This window comes from Clostridium sp. UMB9555A (assembly GCF_030222355.1).
Classification (GTDB): Bacteria; Bacillota; Clostridia; order Clostridiales; family Clostridiaceae; genus Sarcina; species Sarcina perfringens.
In genome coordinates this window covers 327,134-347,147 of the sequence record NZ_JASORQ010000002.1, presented here as the reverse complement: position 1 = coordinate 347,147, position 20,014 = coordinate 327,134, and the positions used below count along the sequence as shown (strand labels likewise).

The window sequence follows — 20,014 nt, the reverse complement described above, 5'->3', positions numbered from 1 at the left end:
TTTAGGGGGAGAAATTATGAAAAAAAGAAATTTAGGTTTAGTTTTAGCTTTAACTACAATATTGACAACTGTATCAGTTCCACAAAAAGCATTAGGTTTTACAGATAAGGTTTCTAATGCCTTATCTGAAATACAAAATCAAAGTGATAACAGTGAAAATAATAATTCAAATGGGGGAGAGCAATTAAATACTCAAATAAGCAATATTCAATCAAAGGATTTAATAATAAGTTCAGTATCAATAGATGAAGAAGTTATAGAGCCAGGAATACCATTTACATTAACCTTTAAAGTTGAAAACATAAGTGGAAGTAGTTTATATGGAGTTTCTCTTAAAATTGTAAATGTTGAAGGTAAAGGAACACTAGATGGATTTATGCCTGTGGGAACAACAAATGAAATATATGTAGGCAGTATTGCACGTAATGATATTAAATATATTAGTGTGACTTTAGCAAGTGATCCTAATATAAAAGCAGGTGTACACAATTTTGTTACTAGCCTTATGTTTAATGAAAAAGGAAAAGAGCAAGAAGAAATAACAAAAGTTATAGGGGTAATGATTCAGAACACTCCAAGTTTAAGTATAAGTGGAGTTACTCCAACAGAGAGTACTATTAGTGCTGCCTTAAGGAATGATAGTAAAACAAAAATAAAAAATGTAAGTGCTAAGGTTACTATAGGCACTGAGGTTATGGAACAAAATATAGGAACTATTGATGTAGAAGGAGAGGAATATATGGATGTAGCAATAACTCCTTCTGAAGAAGAAAGAAATGCTTCCATTGAAATTACTTATGAAGATGCTACAGGTAAGAAGTATAATTCAACAAGTTCATGTATTATACCAGCTATGATGCCTATGGAAGAGACAGTACCAAAAAAGAATAAATTAGGGTTAATCTCATTAATAAAAAGTTTATTCGGATTTTAGGTGAGAATTTATGAAGTTTAATGATTTGTTATCCATAATATGGAGAAATATGTGGAAAAGAAAAACAAGAACAATTTTTACTATGATGGGAGTAATAATTGGGTGTCTTGCAATTTTTATAATAATTTCAATAACAAATGGTTTTGAAAGATACTTAACCTATGAAATGGAAGGTTTAATGGATACTTCAGTAATAAGTATTTATCCTAATTGGAAATCAGAAACTGAAGATAATAAAGATAGTACCACCAAAACTAAGTTAACAGATAAAAATGTTGAAGAGTTGAATAAATTAGGATATTTTTCAGAAGTTATTCCTAAGAGGTATGCTCATACTCAAATAAAATATGGGAAAAATCAGACTTATGCAAGAATATTAGCTAATGATAAGGCTAATTTAATTTCTGAAAGTTCTTTTTTAGCTGGAAAAGCACCTAAAAATAGAAGCAAAGAATTATTACTTGGTTATGATGTAGCTAAGGAGCTTTTAGGATACTCTTGGGAAGAAAAGGTTAAAGATGATTCTGAATTTCAAAAACTTATTGGAAAAAGAGTAAAGTTAGGAGGAGAAGATTTTGGTTCTGATGACAAAGGAAATCCTCTTAAAAGCAAACAAATAACTTGTAATATTGTTGGAGTTTTATCAAGTGGAAATGGGCAGAAAAATTATGAAATACAAGGTTCGCGTAAACTTGTTGAAGATATAATAAAGGGAGCACCATTAGTAGATGAAGAGTTTTTAAAAGAACAGCTTACTACATATGAAGGAATAGATGTTAGAGTAGATGATAAAGAAATGTTAGAATCTTATGAGGGAACATTAAGAAATATGGGATACCAAACAAGTTCTTTTAAAGAGTTTGAAAAACAAACAAGGTCTATGTTATTAGGTGTCAATATAATCCTTGGTTCCTTAGCTGGAATTTCACTTTTAGTAGCTGCTTTAGGAATAACTAATACTATGGATATGGCTATTTATGAGAGAAATAGAGAGATTGGAGTAATTAAGGTAATTGGTGGAAGTGTAAGAGACGTAATAAAAATATTTGTTGGTGAAGCTTGTGCAATTTCTATCACAGGTGGATTTATTTCAATAATACTTGGAGTATTAGCAACCTTAGGAATAAATTCTGTTGCAAAATCAATTACTGAAAATATGATGGGACAACCTATAGAGAAAATAGCAGTTCCGAGTTTTTCATTGATTTTAGGAATTCTTATTTTTTGTTTAGTTATAGGGTTTATTGCTGGGATACTTCCTGCTAGAAAGGCAGCTAAAACAGATGTAATAACTGCAATAAGATAAAGAAAATAATTTTTTATAAAATAACCGCACATCTTTAATATTTTGATGTGCGGTTTATAATTTAAAGTTAACTAATTATTTAGTTAATTTTTTTATTAATCAGATACTCTAACTATTTGAACCCAAGATCCTATTCCTGAATTTATTCCTGTAGATTCTCCTAAGATAGCTGGAGTTACAGAAATTGGTGAAGATATTATTTGTGATAAAACGTTTCTTGTAGAATTATTAATTAAAGCAAATACATCACCAGCATTAGCATTTACGGCAATACTTCCATTTACTACGCCTATTTCACCAGGAGCTACTCTAGGAGTTCCTGATAAAAATACTCTAAAACCATTTTTAAATAAAGATACTATAGCGCTAGCTGTGGTATTATTTGTGTTATCTAAATTAAATGACCACATAAATAAATATCTTCCAGGTTCATTTATTATAAATGTTCCATTTGCTATATTGGCGGTTATTGCTGTAAACGTTGATCCGTTAGGATTTTGGATATTATAAGTGAATATACCATTAGCATTAACATTTTGAGAAGTTAATGAGGAATAACTAACTAATAAGGTATCATCAAAATCTGCTCCAGGTTCACCTTGAGGACCTTGAGGACCAATTGGACCTTGTGGTCCAGCAGGACCTTGATTACCTTGAGGACCCTGTGGGCCAGTAGGACCTGTAGCACCTTGAGGACCTTGTGGACCTTGAGGACCTTGAGCTCCTTGAGGGCCAACAGGGCCTTGATCACCTTGAGGACCAGTAGGACCTCCAGGACCTTGAGGGCCAGTAGCACCTTGAGGACCAGTAGGGCCTTCAGGGCCTTGAGAACCAGCAGGGCCTTGAGGACCAGTAAGACCTTGTTCACCCTGAGGACCTTGAGGTCCTATAGGACCAACAGGACCTTGATCTCCTTGAGGACCTTGTTCACCTTGAAGTCCAGCAGGACCTTGAGGACCGGTAAGACCTTGTTCACCTTGAGGACCCATAGGGCCTACTGGACCACGCTCACCTTGACAGCCCATAGGACCTCTTGGACCTTGAGGACCCCTAGGACCTTGAGGGCCTCTTGGACCCCTTGGTCCAGGTTTACAACAATCGCAACAATTGCAATTTATCTCTAAATAGCAATCATCTTTACAATAATAATCATCTTGACAATACTCATCATCATAACAATCGTATTTATCGTAACAATTATATCTATTGTAATCATCATAATATCTATTAGAATTATAAATTTTTCTTACCATAACAAAACTCCTTGTATACTATTAAAATCAATTTTATAATATTAGTTTATGAAATTTTTATTATGTTGTTCCAAAATATTTTATATAAAAAGTAAAAGCACTCAAAATAGAGTGCTTTTATTTATAAAATTTAATATGTTTATTCCTAAAATATCAGATAGAATTAAAATTATATTATATAAAATAAGAAGAAAATTAAATATTTTTAGTATTTTATTTATTATCTTTTCAGTTTTTGATCCAGTTTTAATTTTGGCTATCTTAAAATTAGTTTTCCAAGGGTAGAAAAGTTCGATTCCTTCTGAAGTTAAAAAATCCAAAGTTAAGTGGGATATATATCCAGCTATAAATCCTATTGAAATTATTAATAATATTATGTTGAAATTACTAACATTTAAAACAATATATAAGGTTAATATTATTAAAGATAGACATAGTAAACTATGAGTAAAGCCACGATGTCTACATTTACTACCTATATGTTTTGAAAGAAAAGGATACATTTGACTAATTGAAGATTTTCTTTGATCTATATCAGGGAATAAGGAGCCTATATAAGAAAAATGAAAAAATAATGCTATTAATAAAATTTTATAAGCTATATCATATGGAAATAAGAATAAGCTTAAAATTGTATTTAGCATTATTAAAGAAATGCATACGCCTCCAGTTGAATGTGTTTCTTTTGTCATAAAATCTCCTTTAAAAATAATTATCATTAGTTTATATTAAAAATTTTATCATAATATTCATTTTACATAAAGAAGAAAAAACTTAAAAATCCTAAAAATAGAGTGGACAGTTCTATTTTTAGGATGATAGTTATGGTGGTAATTTTATGTAAGGTTTTTTACCAAATTAAAGTAATATTATTAATAAGTAATTATTTATTTTTAATTGCAATTATTGAATATGCAATTAAAAATATTGATATTAAAGCAAACAAGGGACTTAAAATATTTGAAACAACTTCTACAGATGTAAAATAAGATACTCTTTGTTCAATATATAAAGCTATGCTTTTTCTAAGTATTAAGGGAGAAAAAAGAGTTATTAACGTAATTAAAATTGCACTCATTAAAATCTTTTTTAAATGTTTCAAAAAAATCACCCCTTGCTTAATAAAAATAAATATTTACTTAAGAAATATTACAAGTGTATTCTAACAAGAATTTAAAGATGATGGAATAGTTTGTGCGTAACTGGTCAAAAAACAGGTAAAAGTGGGCAAAGTATGCAAAATGTAATCTTTAATTTGGAAAAGTTTATTATAATTAACTTGTGAGAATTTTAATTTGGAGGTTTTGTTATGAATAAATTGTTAAAATGGGCTACAGAGATAGATTCTATTGCTCAAGCAGGGTTAACTTACTCTAAAGATGTATATGATATAGATAGATTTAACCAATTAAAGAGTATTGCAGCTGATATTATTAGCGAAAGCACTAATTTAGAATTACATAAAGTTAAGGAAGTTTTACTTGAGGAAAGTGGATATTTAACTCCTAAGGTTGATGTAAGAGCTGCTATAATAAAAGAAAATAAAGTTTTATTGGTAAAAGAAAAATTAGATGGTACGTGGAGTTTACCAGGAGGATGGGCTGATATAAACTTATCAGTAGCTGAAAATATAAAAAAAGAAGCATATGAGGAAGCAGGGGCAAAGGTTGAACCTAAAAGCATAATTGCAATTTTAGATAGAAATAAACATAATAAACCCCTAATGGTTCAAAGTATTTATAAAATCTTTATTCTTTGTGATCTTTTAGATATTAATTTTAATGAGAATGTTGAAACTGAGACATGTGGATTTTTTGAACTAAATAATCTTCCGAAGTTATCTTTGACTAGAAATACAAAAGAACAAATAGAGATGTGTTTTGAAGCATATAATAATCCAAGATTTAAGCCTAAATTTGATTAGTTTTTATTATATTAAAAGCCATAATATTTGAATTTTTATTTTTGAACTTAAATATTATGGCTTTTAGATTTTAGTTAAATAAGAAAGAAGATATTTAGAAGCCGCGTTTTTTTGCTTCTATTCCACTTTCATTTATTCCTGGTTCTTCTATACTTGTGTTAATATGATTTTTAGCCCATTGATTTTGAGTTTTATGGCCATTAGCTAAATAATTCTCTTTAGAATATTCTTTTTTGTTTTTACTTTTCATAAAATCAACTCCCTATATGTTTATATTATTAGTATGTAAAAATTTTTAAAAATTATATTGTAAATTAGAGCCATATTTGTATGATATAATTTATATTAAATATAATTTTTGTTTTAGGAGATACAAGTATGAAAGTTTGGAAAATAGAGTTACCTAAAATTCCTTTAGAATTAAATAAATTAGATGATGTAACAGAAGAAATTTTGAAAGAAGAAAAACTAGAGGAAGCTATAATAGAAAATGTAATTATAGAAAATTTAGAAGAAAGTTCAATAAAGTTTGATTCATGTATATTTATAAATGTTATATTTATAAATTGTAATTTTAATAGAATAGATATGACAGATGTGAAATTTGAAAAGTGTGATTTATCTAATTGTGAATTTTTTGATGGTGGTTTTTATAGAGTAGAGTTTAAAGGCTGTAAAATCATAGGAAGTAGATTTGATGAATCATCATTAAACAATATTTCTTTTAAAGATTGTTTAGGAAAATATATTAATTTATCTTTTAGCACTTTAAAAGAGGTGGAATTTAAAGATTGTGATTTAACAGGAGCTGTGATTCAAGAAGCTAAATTAAAAAAAGTAAATTTTCAAAATGTGAATTTAAAAGAGTCTATATTTAGAGGAACAAATATTAAGGATATTGATTTTAGAACTTGTAATATAGAAGACATAGATTTAAACATGGAAAACTTAAAAGGTGGAATTTTTACAGCTTATCAAGCTTTAGAGTTAAGTAAATTTTTAGGTATAATAATAAAATAGATAGAGCTATACAGATAAAATGTAATTATCTACTTACCTTTATCGGAGAGTATTTGCTTATATACTTATATCATTAAATCATTATTAAAAACTGATATTATAAATCTAATTTATATTGACAATATAATAAAAAAGTAATATCTTAATTTTATAATTAATTGTATAAAATTTAATGTAGCATATTTAAAGGATTAAAGGGAGCTATTATGGATAAATATAATATTTTAAAGTTAGAAAATCAACTTTGTTTTAGATTGTATGCTTCTTCAAGAGAAGTTATAAAGAAATATAAACCTATTTTAGATCAATATAATTTAACTTATACACAATATTTAACAATGCTTGTTTTGTGGGAAAATGAAAGAATAACAGTTAAAGGGATTGGTGAAAAATTGCATCTTGATTCTGGAACTTTAACACCTCTTATAAAAAAGTTAGAAAAGATGAATCTTGTAACAAAATATAGGTCAAAAGAGGATGACAGAGTTGTAATAGTTGAATTAACAGATGAGGGAAGAAATTTAAAAGATGATATGATAGATGTGCCAAGAAAGGCTTTTTGTTCTTTAGGAATAGAAAAAGAGCAAATATTAGAACTTAAGAAAAATTTAGACTCATTACTAGAAATATTAAAGTAAAAAGCATGTATATAAGCATATATACATGCTTTTTTTATATTAGATAGGGATAAATTTGAGTGTTATATAGTAAATTTTATTCTTTAGTTAAGACAAAAGCAAAAATAAATAGAAGTATACATAAAGTCTTTAAGATTAATTCTTAAAGATTTTTTTTATAAAATTTTAAGAAGAAAATCTTTAAACAATCTTAATACTAACAAATGAAACTCTAACGCCATCTTAATATGCTTTTAAATATAATAATTTAAGAAAGGGGAGAGAAATATGGATTTAATTTTAATCATCACTGGATTAACATTTTTAATACTGTTTATTTACCTTTGGTATATATTGCTTAGGGGGGAGAGAAATGAGTAATGCAATTTTACAGTATTCTTTATACTTAATAATTTTAGTTCTATTAGCGATTCCTTTAGGAAAATATATAGGAAAAGTTATGAATGGAGAAAAGGTATTTTTATCAAAATTAATATTACCTTGTGAAAATTTTATATATAAGGTTCTAGGAATCAATGAAGAGGATATGGATTGGAAAAAATATTCATTTTCAGTTTTAGCATTTAGTGCTGTAGGATTTATATTTTTGTTTGCTTTGAATTTGTTACAAGGAGTATTACCATTGAATCCTGAAGGAATAAGTGGAAGTTCATGGGATTTAAGTTTTAATACAACAGCAAGTTTTATTACAAATACAAATTGGCAGGCCTATTCTGGTGAAAGTCAATTAAGTTATTTAACTCAGATGCTTGGATTAACAGTTCAAAACTTTTTATCAGCAGGAGTTGGTATTGCCGTTTTGTTTGCTTTAATAAGAGGATTTACAAGGGTAAACAAAAGTGGATTAGGAAACTTTTGGAGGGATTTAACAAGGATTGTTCTTTATTTATTAGTTCCTCTTTCAATAGTTCTTTCAATACTATTAGTTTCGCAGGGAACAGTACAAAATTTTAAACCTTATGAAGAGGTAGCTTTACTAGAGGAAATTGTTTTAGATGATGGAAGTAGAGTTACTAGTCAAATAGTACCTCAAGGACCAGCAGCAAGCCAGGTAGCTATAAAACAATTAGGAACTAATGGAGGAGGTTTCTTTGGAGTAAACTCAGCTCATCCTTTAGAAAATCCAACAGCTTTTTCAAATTTATTAGAAATGTTATCTATACTTTTGATTCCAGCGGCTCTTTGTTTTACCTTTGGTAGAAATATAAAGGATAAAAGACAAGGGAGAGCTATATTTATAGCTATGTTTACTTTGCTTATTATTGCATTATGCATAATTGGAGTAAGTGAAGCTAATGGAACACCACAATTAGCTCAAAATGGAGATGTAAATTTAGGATATATAGATCAGAGTGGTGGAAATATGGAAGGTAAAGAAAGTAGATTTGGAGTAGTTGGTTCTAGTACCTGGGCAGCTTTTACTACAGCAGCATCAAATGGTTCTGTAAATTCTATGCATGATAGTTTTACTCCAATAGGTGGAATGGTTACAATGCTTTTAATGCAGCTTGGAGAAGTTGTATTTGGAGGTGTTGGGTGTGGTCTTTACGGAATGATAGCATTTGCAATAATAACTGTGTTCATAGCAGGGCTTATGGTTGGAAGAACTCCAGAATATTTAGGTAAAAAAATAGAGCCTTATGAGATGAAAATGGCAATGCTTATATGTTTAGCAACTCCTATTTCTATTCTCATAGGAAGCGCTTTAGCATCTATTAATCCAGAAATATTAAATAGTTTAACTAATTCAGGAGCCCATGGCTTTTCAGAAATTTTATATGCTTATTCTTCAGCAGGAGGAAATAATGGATCAGCCTTTGCAGGCTTAGGAGCTAATACTATATTCATAAATGTAAGTATAGGATTAATCATGTTATTTGTTAGATTTGTACCTATGATTGCAACACTTGCCATTGCAGGTTCCTTAGTCAAAAAGAAAAAAGTTGCAACTAGTGTAGGAACATTGCCAACCCATAATGTATTATTCATAGGATTACTAATTTTTGTAGTTTTATTAGTAGGTGCTTTAAGCTTTTTCCCAGCACTTGCTTTAGGTCCTATCGCTGAGTTTTTACAGATGATTGCTTAAGGAGGAGAAAAATATGAAGGAGAAAGAAAATTCTTTATTTAATAGTAAAATGATTAAAAGAGCTATGAAAGATTCTTTTATAAAATTGAATCCAAAGATTCAATTACAGAATCCAGTAATGTTTATAGTATATATAGCTTCTATATTAACCACAGTTTTATATATTTTTTCACTATTTGGAATAAAAGATAACTCACCATCTTTTATATTATTTATTTCAATTTTACTTTGGTTTACTGTTTTATTTGCTAATTTTGCTGAAGCTATTGCAGAAGGTAGAGGAAAAGCACAAGCTGATGCTTTGCGCTCTGCTAAGAAAGATATTTTTGCTAACAGAATAGAGTCCATAGAGACAAAGGAAAAGGTTAGTAAGGTTAATTCAACAGAGCTAAGAAAAGGAGATTTAATAATAGTTAAGGCCGGTGAACAAATACCTGCTGATGGTGATGTGGTCTATGGAGCTGCATCAGTAGATGAGAGTGCAATAACAGGAGAATCAGCTCCTGTTATAAGAGAAAGTGGAGGGGATAGAAGTGCCGTAACTGGAGGAACTCAAGTTATATCAGATTATATAGTAGTTAAGGTAAGTAATAACCCTGGCGAAAGTTTTATGGATAAAATGATAGCTATGGTAGAAGGAGCTTCTAGAAAGAAAACTCCAAATGAAATAGCTCTTCAAATACTATTAGTTTCTCTTACAATAATATTTTTAGTTGTTACAGTATCATTATATGCTTATTCAGAATTTGCTTCTAATCAGAATGGAGTTACAAATAGTACTTCAGTGACATCATTATTAGCTTTATTAGTTTGTCTTGCGCCTACAACAATAGGAGCCTTATTATCTGCAATTGGTATAGCAGGAATGAGTAGATTAAATCAAGCTAACGTTCTAGCTATGAGTGGAAGAGCTATAGAAGCTTCAGGAGATGTTGATATTTTAATGTTAGACAAAACTGGAACAATTACCTTAGGAAATAGACAGGCTAGTGAATTTTTACCTGTTGATGGGGCTAATATAGAAGAACTTGCAGATGCTGCCCAATTATCATCTTTAGCAGATGAAACTCCAGAAGGAAGAAGTATAGTTATTTTAGCAAAGGAACAGTTTGGAATTAGAGGAAGAGATTTAAGTTCTTCAAATGCTAAGTTTATTGAATTTACTGCTAAAACAAGAATGAGTGGTGTTGATTTTAATGGAGATGAAATAAGAAAAGGATCAGCAGAATCTATTAAAAAATATATAACTGAACATGGGGGAGATTTTTCTTATGAATGTGAGAAAAAAGTTGAAGAAATTGCTAGGAAAGGAGGAACTCCCTTAGTAGTAGCTAAAAATTATAAAGTTTTAGGAATAATATATTTAAAAGATATAGTAAAAAGAGGTGTTAAAGAAAAATTTTCTGATTTAAGAAAAATGGGGATAAAGACAATAATGATAACTGGAGATAATCCACTTACTGCAGCAGCAATTGCAGCAGAGGCTGGGGTTGATGACTTTTTAGCGGAAGCAACTCCAGAAGGTAAATTAAATATGATAAAAGACTTTCAAAAAAAGGGACATTTAGTAGCCATGACTGGAGATGGAACTAATGATGCGCCAGCACTAGCACAGGCAGACGTAGCTGTAGCTATGAATACAGGAACACAAGCAGCTAAAGAGGCTGGGAATATGGTAGATTTAGATTCATCGCCAACTAAATTAATAGAGATAGTAAAAATAGGGAAACAACTTCTTATGACTAGAGGTGCACTTACAACTTTTAGCATAGCCAATGATATAGCAAAATATTTTGCCATAATTCCTCCACTTTTTATAGGGTTATTTCCTGAATTATCAAGGTTAAATATAATGAATCTTCAAAGTCCAGAAAGTGCCATATTATCTGCAGTTATATATAATGCCTTTATAATAATATTTTTAATTCCTTTAGCTCTTAAGGGAGTTAAATACAGGGAGGTTTCAGCAAATAAATTATTATCAAGAAACTTATTTGTATATGGATTAGGAGGAATTATAGCTCCATTTATAGCTATAAAAGGTATAGATATTTTAATAACAATGTTAGGAATAGTTTAGAGAGGAAGATTAATATGAAAATTATCAGGAAGTCTATTTTAGCTGTTTTGATTTTTACAATATTATGTGGAATAATTTATCCAGTATCAACAACTGTGCTAGCACAAGTTTTATTTAAAGAAGAGGCAAATGGAAGCATTATAGAAGTAGATGGTAAAAAATATGGAAGTGAGTTATTAGGTCAACAATTTACAGATAATAAATATTTATGGGGAAGGATTATGAATATAAATGTAGAAATGTTTAAGGATAGCAATGGAAATCCATTAATGTATTCATCTCCATCAAATTTAAGTCCAGCAAGTGAAGAATATGAAAAGTTAGTAAAAGAGAGGGTAGAGAGAATAAGAAGTTACAATAAAGGTAAGAAAGAAGAACCTATTCCTGTAGATTTGGTAACTTCATCAGGTAGTGGATTAGATCCACATATATCTGTTGCCGCAGCAAAATATCAAGTAGATAGAATTGCTAAGGAGAGAAATTTAAGTGTAGATTATGTTAATGAAATAATAGATAAATATACTACTGGAAGACTTTTAGGTGTTTTTGGAGAGAAAACAGTTAATGTTTTAAAAGTTAATCTTGCTTTAGATGGTATATTACGAGAATAGGAGGATTATAAATGAGGGAAACTCGTCCTAATCCACAGAAAATACTAAAAGAAATAAATAAGAATGAAAAAGAGAGTAAAAGAGGAAAACTTAAAATTTTCTTTGGATATGCTGCTGGGGTTGGGAAAACATATGCAATGTTAGAAGCGACACATTCAGCAATTGCTATGGGGTTAGATGTTGTAATTGGATATATTGAGCCTCATACAAGACCAGAAACCCTAGCACTTTTAGAAGGATTAGAATTATTACCTAATTTAGAAGTAGCATATAGAGGATTGGTATTAAGGGAATTTAATTTAGATTTAGCTTTAAGTAGAAAACCAGATTTAATCATTGTGGACGAGTTAGCTCATACCAATGTTAAGGGACTTAGACATGAAAAGAGATATAGTGATATAGAGGAATTATTAGATGCTGGCATAGATGTTTATACCACTCTTAATGTTCAACATATAGAGAGTTTAAATGATGTAGTGGCATCTATAACTAATATAGTTGTTAAAGAGAGAATACCTGATAGAATATTTAAAAATGCTTTTCAAATTGAATTAATAGATGTAGATCCATCAGTCTTGATTGAAAGATTAAATAGTGGAAAAATATATGTTAAAAATCAAGCGAAAAAGGCATTAAAAAACTTTTTTATAAGAGAAAACTTAGTTGCTTTGAGAGAGTTAGCCTTAAGAGAGACTGCTAATAGTGTAAATAAAGAGGTTATGATAAATAAAAATGAAAATTTTTATCATACTAGTGAGCATATATTGGTATGTTTAAGTTCTTCTCCTTCAAATAGTAAAGTAATTAGAACAGCTGCAAGAATGGCAGAAGCCTTTCATGGAAAGTTTACTGCTTTATTTGTTGAAACAACTTCATCAAGAGAATTAAAAGAAGGAAATATTGAAAGGTTAAGAGAACATGTTAAATTAGCAAAAGATTTAGGGGCTAAAATAGAAACAGTTTATGGAGATGATGTTGCATATCAAGTTTCAGAGTTTTCTAAGATTAGTTCAGTTTCAAAAGTTATAATAGGAAGAACAAAGAAGAAAAGACATCTATGGTCAAGATTTGGTATTGTAGATAGATTAATAGAATTAGCTCCAGAGCTAGATGTTTATATAATACCAGATGAAGAAGAAAATGTAGAATATATAAATAAAATTTGCTTAAATAAAGAAAAAATAACAATTAAAGATTCTTTAAAAACTTTGGGGATTTTAATTATTACAATTATTATAAGCTTATTCTTTGAAAATTTAGGTTTTAGTGAAGCCAATATAATAATAGTATTTATTCTAGGTGTTTTAATTATAGCAAAGGAGACTTATGGAAGAATATATGGAGTTATATCTTCCTTATTTAGTGTTTTACTTTTCAATTTTTTCTTCACTGAACCTAAATTTACTCTTAATGCTTATGATTCAAGTTATATATTTACATTTTTCGTAATGCTTGTATCAGCTTTAATAACTAGTACTCTTACAAATAAAGTTAAAGTACAGGCCAATAAATCAGCAATAACAGCATACAGAACAAATATTTTATTAGAATCTAGTAGTGAGCTTGGAAGATGTTCAGATTTAGAAGAAATTATTTTAAAGTCTCAAGAGCAAGTTAGTAGATTAGTAAAAAAACCTGTAGTAGTTTATAAGGCTAAAAATAGTCAAATTGAAAATATATATAATTATAAATTCAAAGATGGAAGTGAATTAAGTGATAAATATATTAATCTAGACGAACAGGGAGTAGTACTTTGGGTTATCAATAATAGAAAATATGCTGGAAAGGGTACAGAAACATTACCTGGAGCTAAAGCTATGTATATTCCTGTATTAGGACAAGAGGATATAGGCATAGTAATAGGGATAATTTTAGAAGAAGGAGAGGAATTAGAGGAAGGAGAAAAATCCTTACTAATTGCAATGATAAATCAAGTATCTTTTGTCATAGATAATTATATTTTAGAAGAAGCAAAGAAGCAGGCTTTAATGCAAGCTGAGAATGAAAAATTTAAAGCAAATTTATTAAGGGCTGTTTCTCATGATTTAAGAACACCCTTAACAAGTATATCTGGAAGTGCAAGTTTGCTTTTAAATAATAATTTTGACGAAGAAACTAAAAGAAAGTTAACATTAGATATATATGATGATTCAATTTGGTTAATAAACTTAGTTGAAAATTTACTTTCTGTTTCAAGAATAGATAATGGAAATATAAATTTAAATAGAGAAGCTCAATTAGTAGAAGAAATTATTTTAGAGGCTTTACAACATGTTCATAGAAATGCCTGTGACTATAATATAGAAATTGATTTGAAAGATGAATTGTTAATGGTTAATGTTGATGTAAGACTTATAATACAAGTAATAATAAATATTGTTGATAATGCAATAAAGTATACAGAAAAAGGATCAAATATAAAAATAAGTGCCTTTTCAAAAGGAGATAATGTAATAATTGAGATAGCAGATAATGGGGTAGGAATTAGTAAAGAAGACAAGGAGCATATATTTGATATGTTTTTTACATCTAAGAAAAATATTAGTGATAGTAGAAGAGGATTAGGATTAGGATTAGCATTGTGTAAATCAATTATAAATGTACACGAAGGAGAAATATATGTTAGAGATAATAAACCTAGGGGAACTATAATTGGCTTTAGTTTGCAGAGATTTGAGGTGAATAAGAATGAAACCAGCAATTTTAGTTATTGAAGATGAAAAAGCCATAAGAAATTTTGTAACAGCTACATTAGAAATAAATTCATACAAGTGTCATACGGCTGCTAATGGTTCACAAGGAATGATTTTAGCAATATCAAAAAGACCAGATATTATAATATTAGACTTGGGATTACCAGATATGGATGGTATAGAAATAATTAAAAAAGTAAGAGAATGGTCAAATTGTCCAATAATTGTAGTTAGTGCAAGAAGTGAAGATAGAGATAAAATTGAAGCCTTAGATTTAGGGGCTGATGATTATTTGACTAAACCATTTAGTGTAGATGAGTTAATGGCTAGAATAAGAGTTGCTATAAGAAAAATGAACTATGATAGAAATAATACACAGGAAATACAAGAGTTTGTAAATGGAGACTTAAAAATTGATTATACTTCAGGATGTGTATTTTTAAATGAAGAAGAGATACATTTGACTCCAATTGAATATAAATTACTATGTTTACTTTCTAAAAATGTTGGAAGAGTTCTTACTCACAATTATATATTAAAAGAAATTTGGTCTAGTAGCTGTGAAAGTGATATTCCTTCATTACGAGTTTTTATGGCAACTTTAAGAAAAAAATTAAGCAAAAAGGCTATGGATACAAATTATATCCAAACCCATATAGGGGTTGGATATAGACTGCTTAGAATTCAAGATAAGGATAGTGAACTTTAATATGAGTATTATAATTTCAAAGTGTTTAATAGATGATTTAATAGAACAAATTGAGTTTATAATGAAAAAGGTAGAGAGTTTAAAAGAGAGTACCTATATAAAAGAATCTCTAAAGAAAGCAAGAAAGTATATTTGCTCTAGAGAATATGATAAGGCTGAATTATTATTAAAAAATGCTTTAATAATTAATAGTAGTTCAGCAGAAATAGAAAATTTACTTGGAGTAATTGAAGAAAAAAGAGGGAATATTTTGTTAGCACAAAGATATTATAGAGCAGCATTGGCCTTTGAACCTTGTTATTTACCTGCAGATAACAATTTAAAGAGAACTGTTTTATATAATAGTGGCATATCAAAATTTGATTTGGGGTAAATGAGTTAAGAGAGATATCCTATATATTAAATTAGTTATTTAATATATAGAATATTAATTATTGAAAATTTATTAATAAAAAATAATTGGTCATAAATTTCTATGACCAATTATTTTTTTTATTAATCATTATTATAATTAACTTTAAATTATAATTCTTCTAGTTTATTTGGAATCATCATCATGAACTTCTATATCTATTACTCCTATTGTTTCACTTGTAACTTCTTCTTCAGCTTTTTCTATTTTTTCAAGTTCTGTATCAATTTTATTGTCAATATTTGAAATTTGTTTTTTTAATACATTTTTTTCATATCTTCTATAAATTAACCATGCTAATAATCCAAATATAATAGGACCAGAAATTTGGAATATTACAGCAACATAATCTTTATTTTCTGAAGTAAGAGGTTGTATGATTGTAAATAAGTTAGCAAAACCAACTGTTAATGTTACTATAATAGACCAAACTAAAGCACTTTTATAATTTTTATATACTTCAAAAGGTTTTGCAATTTCTTTTTTCTTCTTGAAGAATGAAAAAGCAAAGGATAAAAACATATAAGGTAATGTCATGGCTACATTCCCCATAAGTATTAAATAGTTAAAGAATTTAGATGAATCTTCGCCACCCATTGAGCAACATAAAACAAATATAATTACTGTTATACATTGAATCCACATAGCTGTAGCTGGCATATTTTCCTTGTTTAATCTTGTCCATTTTTCAGGCCAAATATCCTTAGGAGTACCTTCTATTAATTGTTTTAAAGGAGAGTAGCTTAAAGCGAAGAAGGCACCTATAAGTGCTAAAAACATTGAAAGTCCTATAAATCTAGCAAAGAAGTTACCTAACATTGTACAAGCATTAGCACTTAAGCCAATTGCTTCTCCTATGTAATAACCAAGATAATTTACTACAATATATGCTATATTTGCCATATTTACATCAGGACCAGTTAAGTCTCTATTCCAATTAACAAAGAAACCAATACATAAAATTCCTATTGCATAACCAATAACAATTACAAAGGCAGAAATTTTTATTCCTTTAGGGAAATTCTTTTTAGGATTTTCAGTTTGGTCAACTAATCCACCAACTACTTCTATTCCACCATAAGCAAATATTGCAAATACAACGAAGCCAAGTACGCCTAAAGGGGATTGATATGCAGGGTTTGGAGAATGTATGAACTGTTCAATATTAAAACCTTGAGCTGATTCAAAACCATTGCTTGCTAGTACGAAAAAACCACCAAGAATTAAAACTACATTAGCTAAGGCAACAACTGTTCCTCCTATGGATGTAATTTTTGAAATTTTATTTAATCCTTTAGAAGAAATAAATGTTATTGTTATTAGTAATATTATAGCTAGCACAGCCATTGCACGAGGGCCTGTTAAACCAAATATATTCCAAGTGGAAGTTGTGTCTTTACCAAAAAATACATTAGATAAAGGAATCCATATAGATGATGATACAGATACCATCCATATTAGATTTGAAGAAAACCACATAAAGGTTACTATAAAAGCAAACTTAGGGTTTACTGATTTAGCCATCCAAGAATATATTCCTCCCTTTTCTTTTCTAAAGGCAGCACCATATTCAGCCATCATAAAAGCATAAGGAATAAAAAATAAAATAGCTGACATTATATACCATATGATTCCGCTATAACCCATTAAATAAAAGGTTCTTGGCATATTAGTAAAGCCATAAACAGATGTAAAGATCATAAGGATTAAGGCTGTTAGGGTTAATTTACTTTTTTCTTTTGATTCCATATAAAATCACCTCTCATATATACTTTTAAAGCCTTATTTTTCTTAAGTATACAAATAATACACATTAAGTTAAAGTAAAGTATGTTAATAAATTAATGATTTGTTAATAAAAAGAAGAAAAAAATATCTGTAAAAGAATCTATTTTTATAAAATAAGTAAATTTTCAATAGTTTTCGTATAAAAATAATAAATTTACCAAAATTTATAAAACCAATTACTATGTATAATTTTATTTTTGATTATTATTATTTTATAGGTCTATTTAAATTAACTGTAGTAGATATTAAATATTATATAAAGATTATTTAAATAAAAAGAACTTTTAAAAATAAATTATAATAAGCGGACAACTTAAGATTTATAATCATATAATTTATATATATAAAATTTTTGGGGGATTTAATGCCATTAAAAGATCAAAGATATTTGTGGATTTTAGGATTAATTTATTTCTTAATAGTAAGCATCATTTTTATTATAAAGGGTTCTTATCTAGGGTGGCTTAGTATAATAACTTCTTTTCTATTGGGTATTACTGTTTTTAAGGTGAAGAAAAATTTAAAAGATACATAGGTATTTTTTAGAGTAAACTATCTTATTAGAAAATATAATTTCATAAATAGTTAATATATGCTAGGAATAAAGAGAAGTTAAGTACACAAACTATTTTTGAGGTGATATTAATGAGTAAAAAAAATAACAGTAAAAAACACATAAATCATAATCCTCAAAGTGAAAGTGTAAAAGCTGTTTTTGGAGAACCAAAAGCAAAGGGAGATGAATTCACTCCAAAAACTTTTAAGTAGATTAAGAGTTCACTCCAAAAAATTAATAGAAATTTTGATTAATATAAGGAAAGGTAAATTGTTGTAAATTACCTTTCCTTATATTAAAGTAAATTAGAAGAATCAGAAGAGTTGTCTTCTAGATAAGTATAAGTATTTCTTCCTTTTGTTTTAGATATATATAGTGCTTTATCAGAAAATTTAATTGCATTTTTTAGGTCATTTTTAGTATATGTAGTATATATTCCAATACTAAAGGTTACATGGTCTGAAGCCTTTGAATATTCATGCTTTATATTTAAATTATCTAAATTTTCTTTAATTCTTTTAGCGTAGTTAATAGAAGAATACTTAGAAGCACCCTTTAGTAAAACGCAAAATTCTTCTCCTCCATAACGTGCAACTATATCTTCTTTACGAGAATTCTTTTTAAGTACATATGCTATACTTTTTAGTATAAAATCACCTGCTTGATGACCATAATTATCATTATAAAGTTTAAAATAATCTACATCTATCATTAAAAAAGAAACGGGCAAATCTTTTTCCTTTAAATTATTTATGTAAGAATCTAAAAAACGTCTGTTATAAATATTACAAAGCCCATCTTTTAAAGAATCTAATCTTGAATCTCTAGCTTTTTTTAAGTAAAAAAGCACTAATATAATAGATATTAAAAATAAGAATAGCAATATAATAATTATATCTTTTAAAAATGGCAATTCATGATTATTTATAATTTTATTATTTATGTAATATTTAAATTCATAATTATTTATATTATTTATTGAAGTTTGTTTTTCATAGTATTTATTTATTAAAGAATCTACCTTTGTATTATCATTTAATTTTCTATAAATTGAGATTCTTTCGCTAATAGAAAATAATGAAATATAAGAAGCACCTTCATTATCAGCTAATTCTTCTAATTTTGAAAAATAATCTAATGCTAAATTGAAATCTCCAGTACTTTCATAGTACATACCATAAGAACGAGTCTTTATCATTTCTAATTCAGAATATATAACATCTTTATTTTTAATCTCTAATTCTTCTATTTTAGAAATATAGTTTGGTATCAGATCAAGATTATTTTCTGATATTGCTTTTATTATTAAATATGAATTTAAAAGTATTTTTAAGTCTTCTAAATAATTTTCAGGGCCAGAATAATAAAGGTTAGATGCCTTTGCTATTGTAGAGTTAAAATCAGTCATATCATTTACAGAAAAATAAGTTTCAGCTAAGTTTAATAAAGTATATTCTTTAAGGTAAGAATCTTCATTTCTAAATATTAATGATGAATCTAGCATTTTATCTAAAACATTAGTGGCAGTAACATAAGCTCCCATATATCTATAAGCAGATGCCATGTTTAATTTAATAATAATTTTTGAACTTTTATCAGCATATTTAAAGGCTTCTTCATAATGGGATAAAGCATTTAAAAATTTTTCTTGTTGAAGATTTATTATAGCTAAATAATTATAAATTTCGAATTTTAAATTATCTGGTAAACTATAAAACATATCTTTATTATCTATAATTGCATAAAGTTTATTTTCAGAATCTTTAAAATTTCTTTTTTTCATCTCTAATTTAGATTCATATAAAATGACATTAGTTTTTTCTATATATTTTTCATTTTTTTTATTTACTTTAAATTTATAGAAAGAAAATAAGGTTAAGTTAATAACTATTAAAAAAATTAATGAGAGTAAAAAATATTTCTTTTTTTTATTTTTCATAAATACTCCTAAAATTAATAAAAGTTAGAATTTATGTTTTTCATTAACATATAACAAAAGAA

18 protein-coding genes are annotated in these 20,014 nt (G+C 27.9%); 12 read left to right on the top strand and 6 right to left on the bottom strand.

Annotated features, from left to right (window positions below):
• The first annotated feature begins 16 nt into the window (after positions 1 to 16).
• Together QP548_RS06865 and QP548_RS06860 are read left to right on the top strand one after the other, a co-directional pair.
• Positions 17 to 934, top strand: coding sequence for a hypothetical protein (locus QP548_RS06865; RefSeq protein WP_061427484.1), 918 nt, complete (start codon positions 17 to 19; stop codon positions 932 to 934).
• 10 nt (positions 935 to 944) lie between these two features.
• Complete coding sequence (locus tag QP548_RS06860) at positions 945 to 2,240, top strand: ABC transporter permease (RefSeq protein ID WP_061427486.1); 1,296 nt, start codon at positions 945 to 947, stop codon at positions 2,238 to 2,240.
• Between the two features lie 95 nt (positions 2,241 to 2,335).
• Here QP548_RS06860 and QP548_RS06855 read toward each other — a convergent pair whose 3' ends face one another.
• The 3 genes from QP548_RS06855 to QP548_RS06845 form a co-directional block, all read right to left on the bottom strand.
• A complete protein-coding gene (locus QP548_RS06855) occupies positions 2,336 to 3,493 on the bottom strand; it encodes a collagen-like protein (RefSeq protein WP_061427487.1) in 1,158 nt (385 codons plus the stop codon).
• Between the two features lie 101 nt (positions 3,494 to 3,594).
• The gene (locus tag QP548_RS06850; protein ID WP_061427490.1) at positions 3,595 to 4,185 is read right to left on the bottom strand and encodes a metal-dependent hydrolase; all 591 of its coding nucleotides are present in this window, start codon (positions 4,183 to 4,185) and stop codon (positions 3,595 to 3,597) included.
• Positions 4,186 to 4,376: 191 nt separating this feature from the next.
• The gene (locus QP548_RS06845; RefSeq protein WP_236907353.1) at positions 4,377 to 4,604 is read right to left on the bottom strand and encodes a hypothetical protein; all 228 of its coding nucleotides are present in this window, start codon (positions 4,602 to 4,604) and stop codon (positions 4,377 to 4,379) included.
• A 198-nt stretch (positions 4,605 to 4,802) separates the two neighbouring features.
• Here QP548_RS06845 and QP548_RS06840 point away from each other — a divergent pair, with 198 nt between their 5' ends.
• Positions 4,803 to 5,417, top strand: a complete 615-nt coding sequence (locus QP548_RS06840) for an NUDIX hydrolase N-terminal domain-containing protein (RefSeq protein ID WP_061427492.1) — start codon at positions 4,803 to 4,805, stop codon at positions 5,415 to 5,417.
• 94 nt (positions 5,418 to 5,511) lie between these two features.
• Here the strand turns inward: QP548_RS06840 and QP548_RS06835 are convergent, their stop codons facing one another.
• Entirely contained in the window at positions 5,512 to 5,667 is a 156-nt protein-coding gene (locus QP548_RS06835; protein WP_003456266.1) for a hypothetical protein, read from the bottom strand.
• A 128-nt stretch (positions 5,668 to 5,795) separates the two neighbouring features.
• Here QP548_RS06835 and QP548_RS06830 point away from each other — a divergent pair, with 128 nt between their 5' ends.
• The 8 genes from QP548_RS06830 (at position 5,796) to QP548_RS06795 (ending at position 15,630) form a co-directional block, all read left to right on the top strand.
• A complete protein-coding gene (locus QP548_RS06830) occupies positions 5,796 to 6,437 on the top strand; it encodes a pentapeptide repeat-containing protein (RefSeq protein ID WP_061427494.1) in 642 nt (213 codons plus the stop codon).
• Between the two features lie 206 nt (positions 6,438 to 6,643).
• Positions 6,644 to 7,075, top strand: a complete 432-nt coding sequence (locus tag QP548_RS06825; RefSeq protein WP_003456274.1) for a MarR family winged helix-turn-helix transcriptional regulator — start codon at positions 6,644 to 6,646, stop codon at positions 7,073 to 7,075.
• A gap of 352 nt (positions 7,076 to 7,427) precedes the next feature.
• Positions 7,428 to 9,164 carry a potassium-transporting ATPase subunit KdpA gene (gene kdpA / locus QP548_RS06820; protein ID WP_061427496.1) on the top strand — a complete coding sequence of 579 codons (1,737 nt, stop codon included), beginning with the start codon at positions 7,428 to 7,430 and terminating at the stop codon, positions 9,162 to 9,164.
• A 13-nt stretch (positions 9,165 to 9,177) separates the two neighbouring features.
• Entirely contained in the window at positions 9,178 to 11,244 is a 2,067-nt protein-coding gene (gene kdpB, locus QP548_RS06815; protein ID WP_061427498.1) for a potassium-transporting ATPase subunit KdpB, read from the top strand.
• A 14-nt stretch (positions 11,245 to 11,258) separates the two neighbouring features.
• Positions 11,259 to 11,855, top strand: a complete 597-nt coding sequence (gene kdpC, locus QP548_RS06810) for a potassium-transporting ATPase subunit KdpC (RefSeq protein ID WP_061427500.1) — start codon at positions 11,259 to 11,261, stop codon at positions 11,853 to 11,855.
• Positions 11,856 to 11,866: 11 nt separating this feature from the next.
• The gene (locus QP548_RS06805; RefSeq protein WP_061427502.1) at positions 11,867 to 14,569 is read left to right on the top strand and encodes a sensor histidine kinase; all 2,703 of its coding nucleotides are present in this window, start codon (positions 11,867 to 11,869) and stop codon (positions 14,567 to 14,569) included.
• Positions 14,544 to 15,257 carry a response regulator gene (locus tag QP548_RS06800; protein WP_061427504.1) on the top strand — a complete coding sequence of 238 codons (714 nt, stop codon included), beginning with the start codon at positions 14,544 to 14,546 and terminating at the stop codon, positions 15,255 to 15,257. Before QP548_RS06805 ends, QP548_RS06800 begins: the two co-directional genes overlap by 26 nt.
• A gap of 1 nt (position 15,258) precedes the next feature.
• Positions 15,259 to 15,630: a hypothetical protein gene (locus QP548_RS06795; protein ID WP_061427506.1), complete on the top strand. Its 372-nt coding sequence runs from the start codon at positions 15,259 to 15,261 to the stop codon at positions 15,628 to 15,630.
• A gap of 165 nt (positions 15,631 to 15,795) precedes the next feature.
• Here QP548_RS06795 and yjeM read toward each other — a convergent pair whose 3' ends face one another.
• A complete protein-coding gene (gene yjeM / locus QP548_RS06790) occupies positions 15,796 to 17,418 on the bottom strand; it encodes a glutamate/gamma-aminobutyrate family transporter YjeM (protein WP_061427508.1) in 1,623 nt (540 codons plus the stop codon).
• A 684-nt stretch (positions 17,419 to 18,102) separates the two neighbouring features.
• Here yjeM and QP548_RS06785 point away from each other — a divergent pair.
• Positions 18,103 to 18,225, top strand: a complete 123-nt coding sequence (locus QP548_RS06785) for a CPC_1213 family protein (RefSeq protein WP_252100476.1) — start codon at positions 18,103 to 18,105, stop codon at positions 18,223 to 18,225.
• An 83-nt stretch (positions 18,226 to 18,308) separates the two neighbouring features.
• Here the strand turns inward: QP548_RS06785 and QP548_RS06780 are convergent, their stop codons facing one another.
• On the bottom strand, positions 18,309 to 19,952 hold the full coding sequence (locus QP548_RS06780; RefSeq protein ID WP_061427510.1) for a GGDEF domain-containing protein: 1,644 nt from the start codon (positions 19,950 to 19,952) through the stop codon (positions 18,309 to 18,311).
• Positions 19,953 to 20,014 lie beyond the last annotated feature (62 nt).

Bases quoted from the DNA above. Each gene is read 5' to 3' on its own strand.
- QP548_RS06865 (WP_061427484.1), top strand. From the start codon at position 17: ATGAAAAAAAGAAATTTAGGTTTAGTTTTAGCTTTAACTACAATATTG.
- QP548_RS06860 (WP_061427486.1), top strand. From the start codon at position 945: ATGAAGTTTAATGATTTGTTATCCATAATATGGAGAAATATGTGGAAA.
- QP548_RS06855 (WP_061427487.1), bottom strand. From the start codon at position 3,493: ATGGTAAGAAAAATTTATAATTCTAATAGATATTATGATGATTACAAT.
- QP548_RS06850 (WP_061427490.1), bottom strand. From the start codon at position 4,185: ATGACAAAAGAAACACATTCAACTGGAGGCGTATGCATTTCTTTAATA.
- QP548_RS06840 (WP_061427492.1), top strand. From the start codon at position 4,803: ATGAATAAATTGTTAAAATGGGCTACAGAGATAGATTCTATTGCTCAA.
- QP548_RS06835 (WP_003456266.1), bottom strand. From the start codon at position 5,667: ATGAAAAGTAAAAACAAAAAAGAATATTCTAAAGAGAATTATTTAGCT.
- QP548_RS06830 (WP_061427494.1), top strand. From the start codon at position 5,796: ATGAAAGTTTGGAAAATAGAGTTACCTAAAATTCCTTTAGAATTAAAT.
- QP548_RS06825 (WP_003456274.1), top strand. From the start codon at position 6,644: ATGGATAAATATAATATTTTAAAGTTAGAAAATCAACTTTGTTTTAGA.
- kdpA (WP_061427496.1), top strand. From the start codon at position 7,428: ATGAGTAATGCAATTTTACAGTATTCTTTATACTTAATAATTTTAGTT.
- kdpB (WP_061427498.1), top strand. From the start codon at position 9,178: ATGAAGGAGAAAGAAAATTCTTTATTTAATAGTAAAATGATTAAAAGA.
- kdpC (WP_061427500.1), top strand. From the start codon at position 11,259: ATGAAAATTATCAGGAAGTCTATTTTAGCTGTTTTGATTTTTACAATA.
- QP548_RS06805 (WP_061427502.1), top strand. From the start codon at position 11,867: ATGAGGGAAACTCGTCCTAATCCACAGAAAATACTAAAAGAAATAAAT.
- QP548_RS06800 (WP_061427504.1), top strand. From the start codon at position 14,544: ATGAAACCAGCAATTTTAGTTATTGAAGATGAAAAAGCCATAAGAAAT.
- QP548_RS06795 (WP_061427506.1), top strand. From the start codon at position 15,259: ATGAGTATTATAATTTCAAAGTGTTTAATAGATGATTTAATAGAACAA.
- yjeM (WP_061427508.1), bottom strand. From the start codon at position 17,418: ATGGAATCAAAAGAAAAAAGTAAATTAACCCTAACAGCCTTAATCCTT.
- QP548_RS06785 (WP_252100476.1), top strand. From the start codon at position 18,103: ATGAGTAAAAAAAATAACAGTAAAAAACACATAAATCATAATCCTCAA.
- QP548_RS06780 (WP_061427510.1), bottom strand. From the start codon at position 19,952: ATGAAAAATAAAAAAAAGAAATATTTTTTACTCTCATTAATTTTTTTA.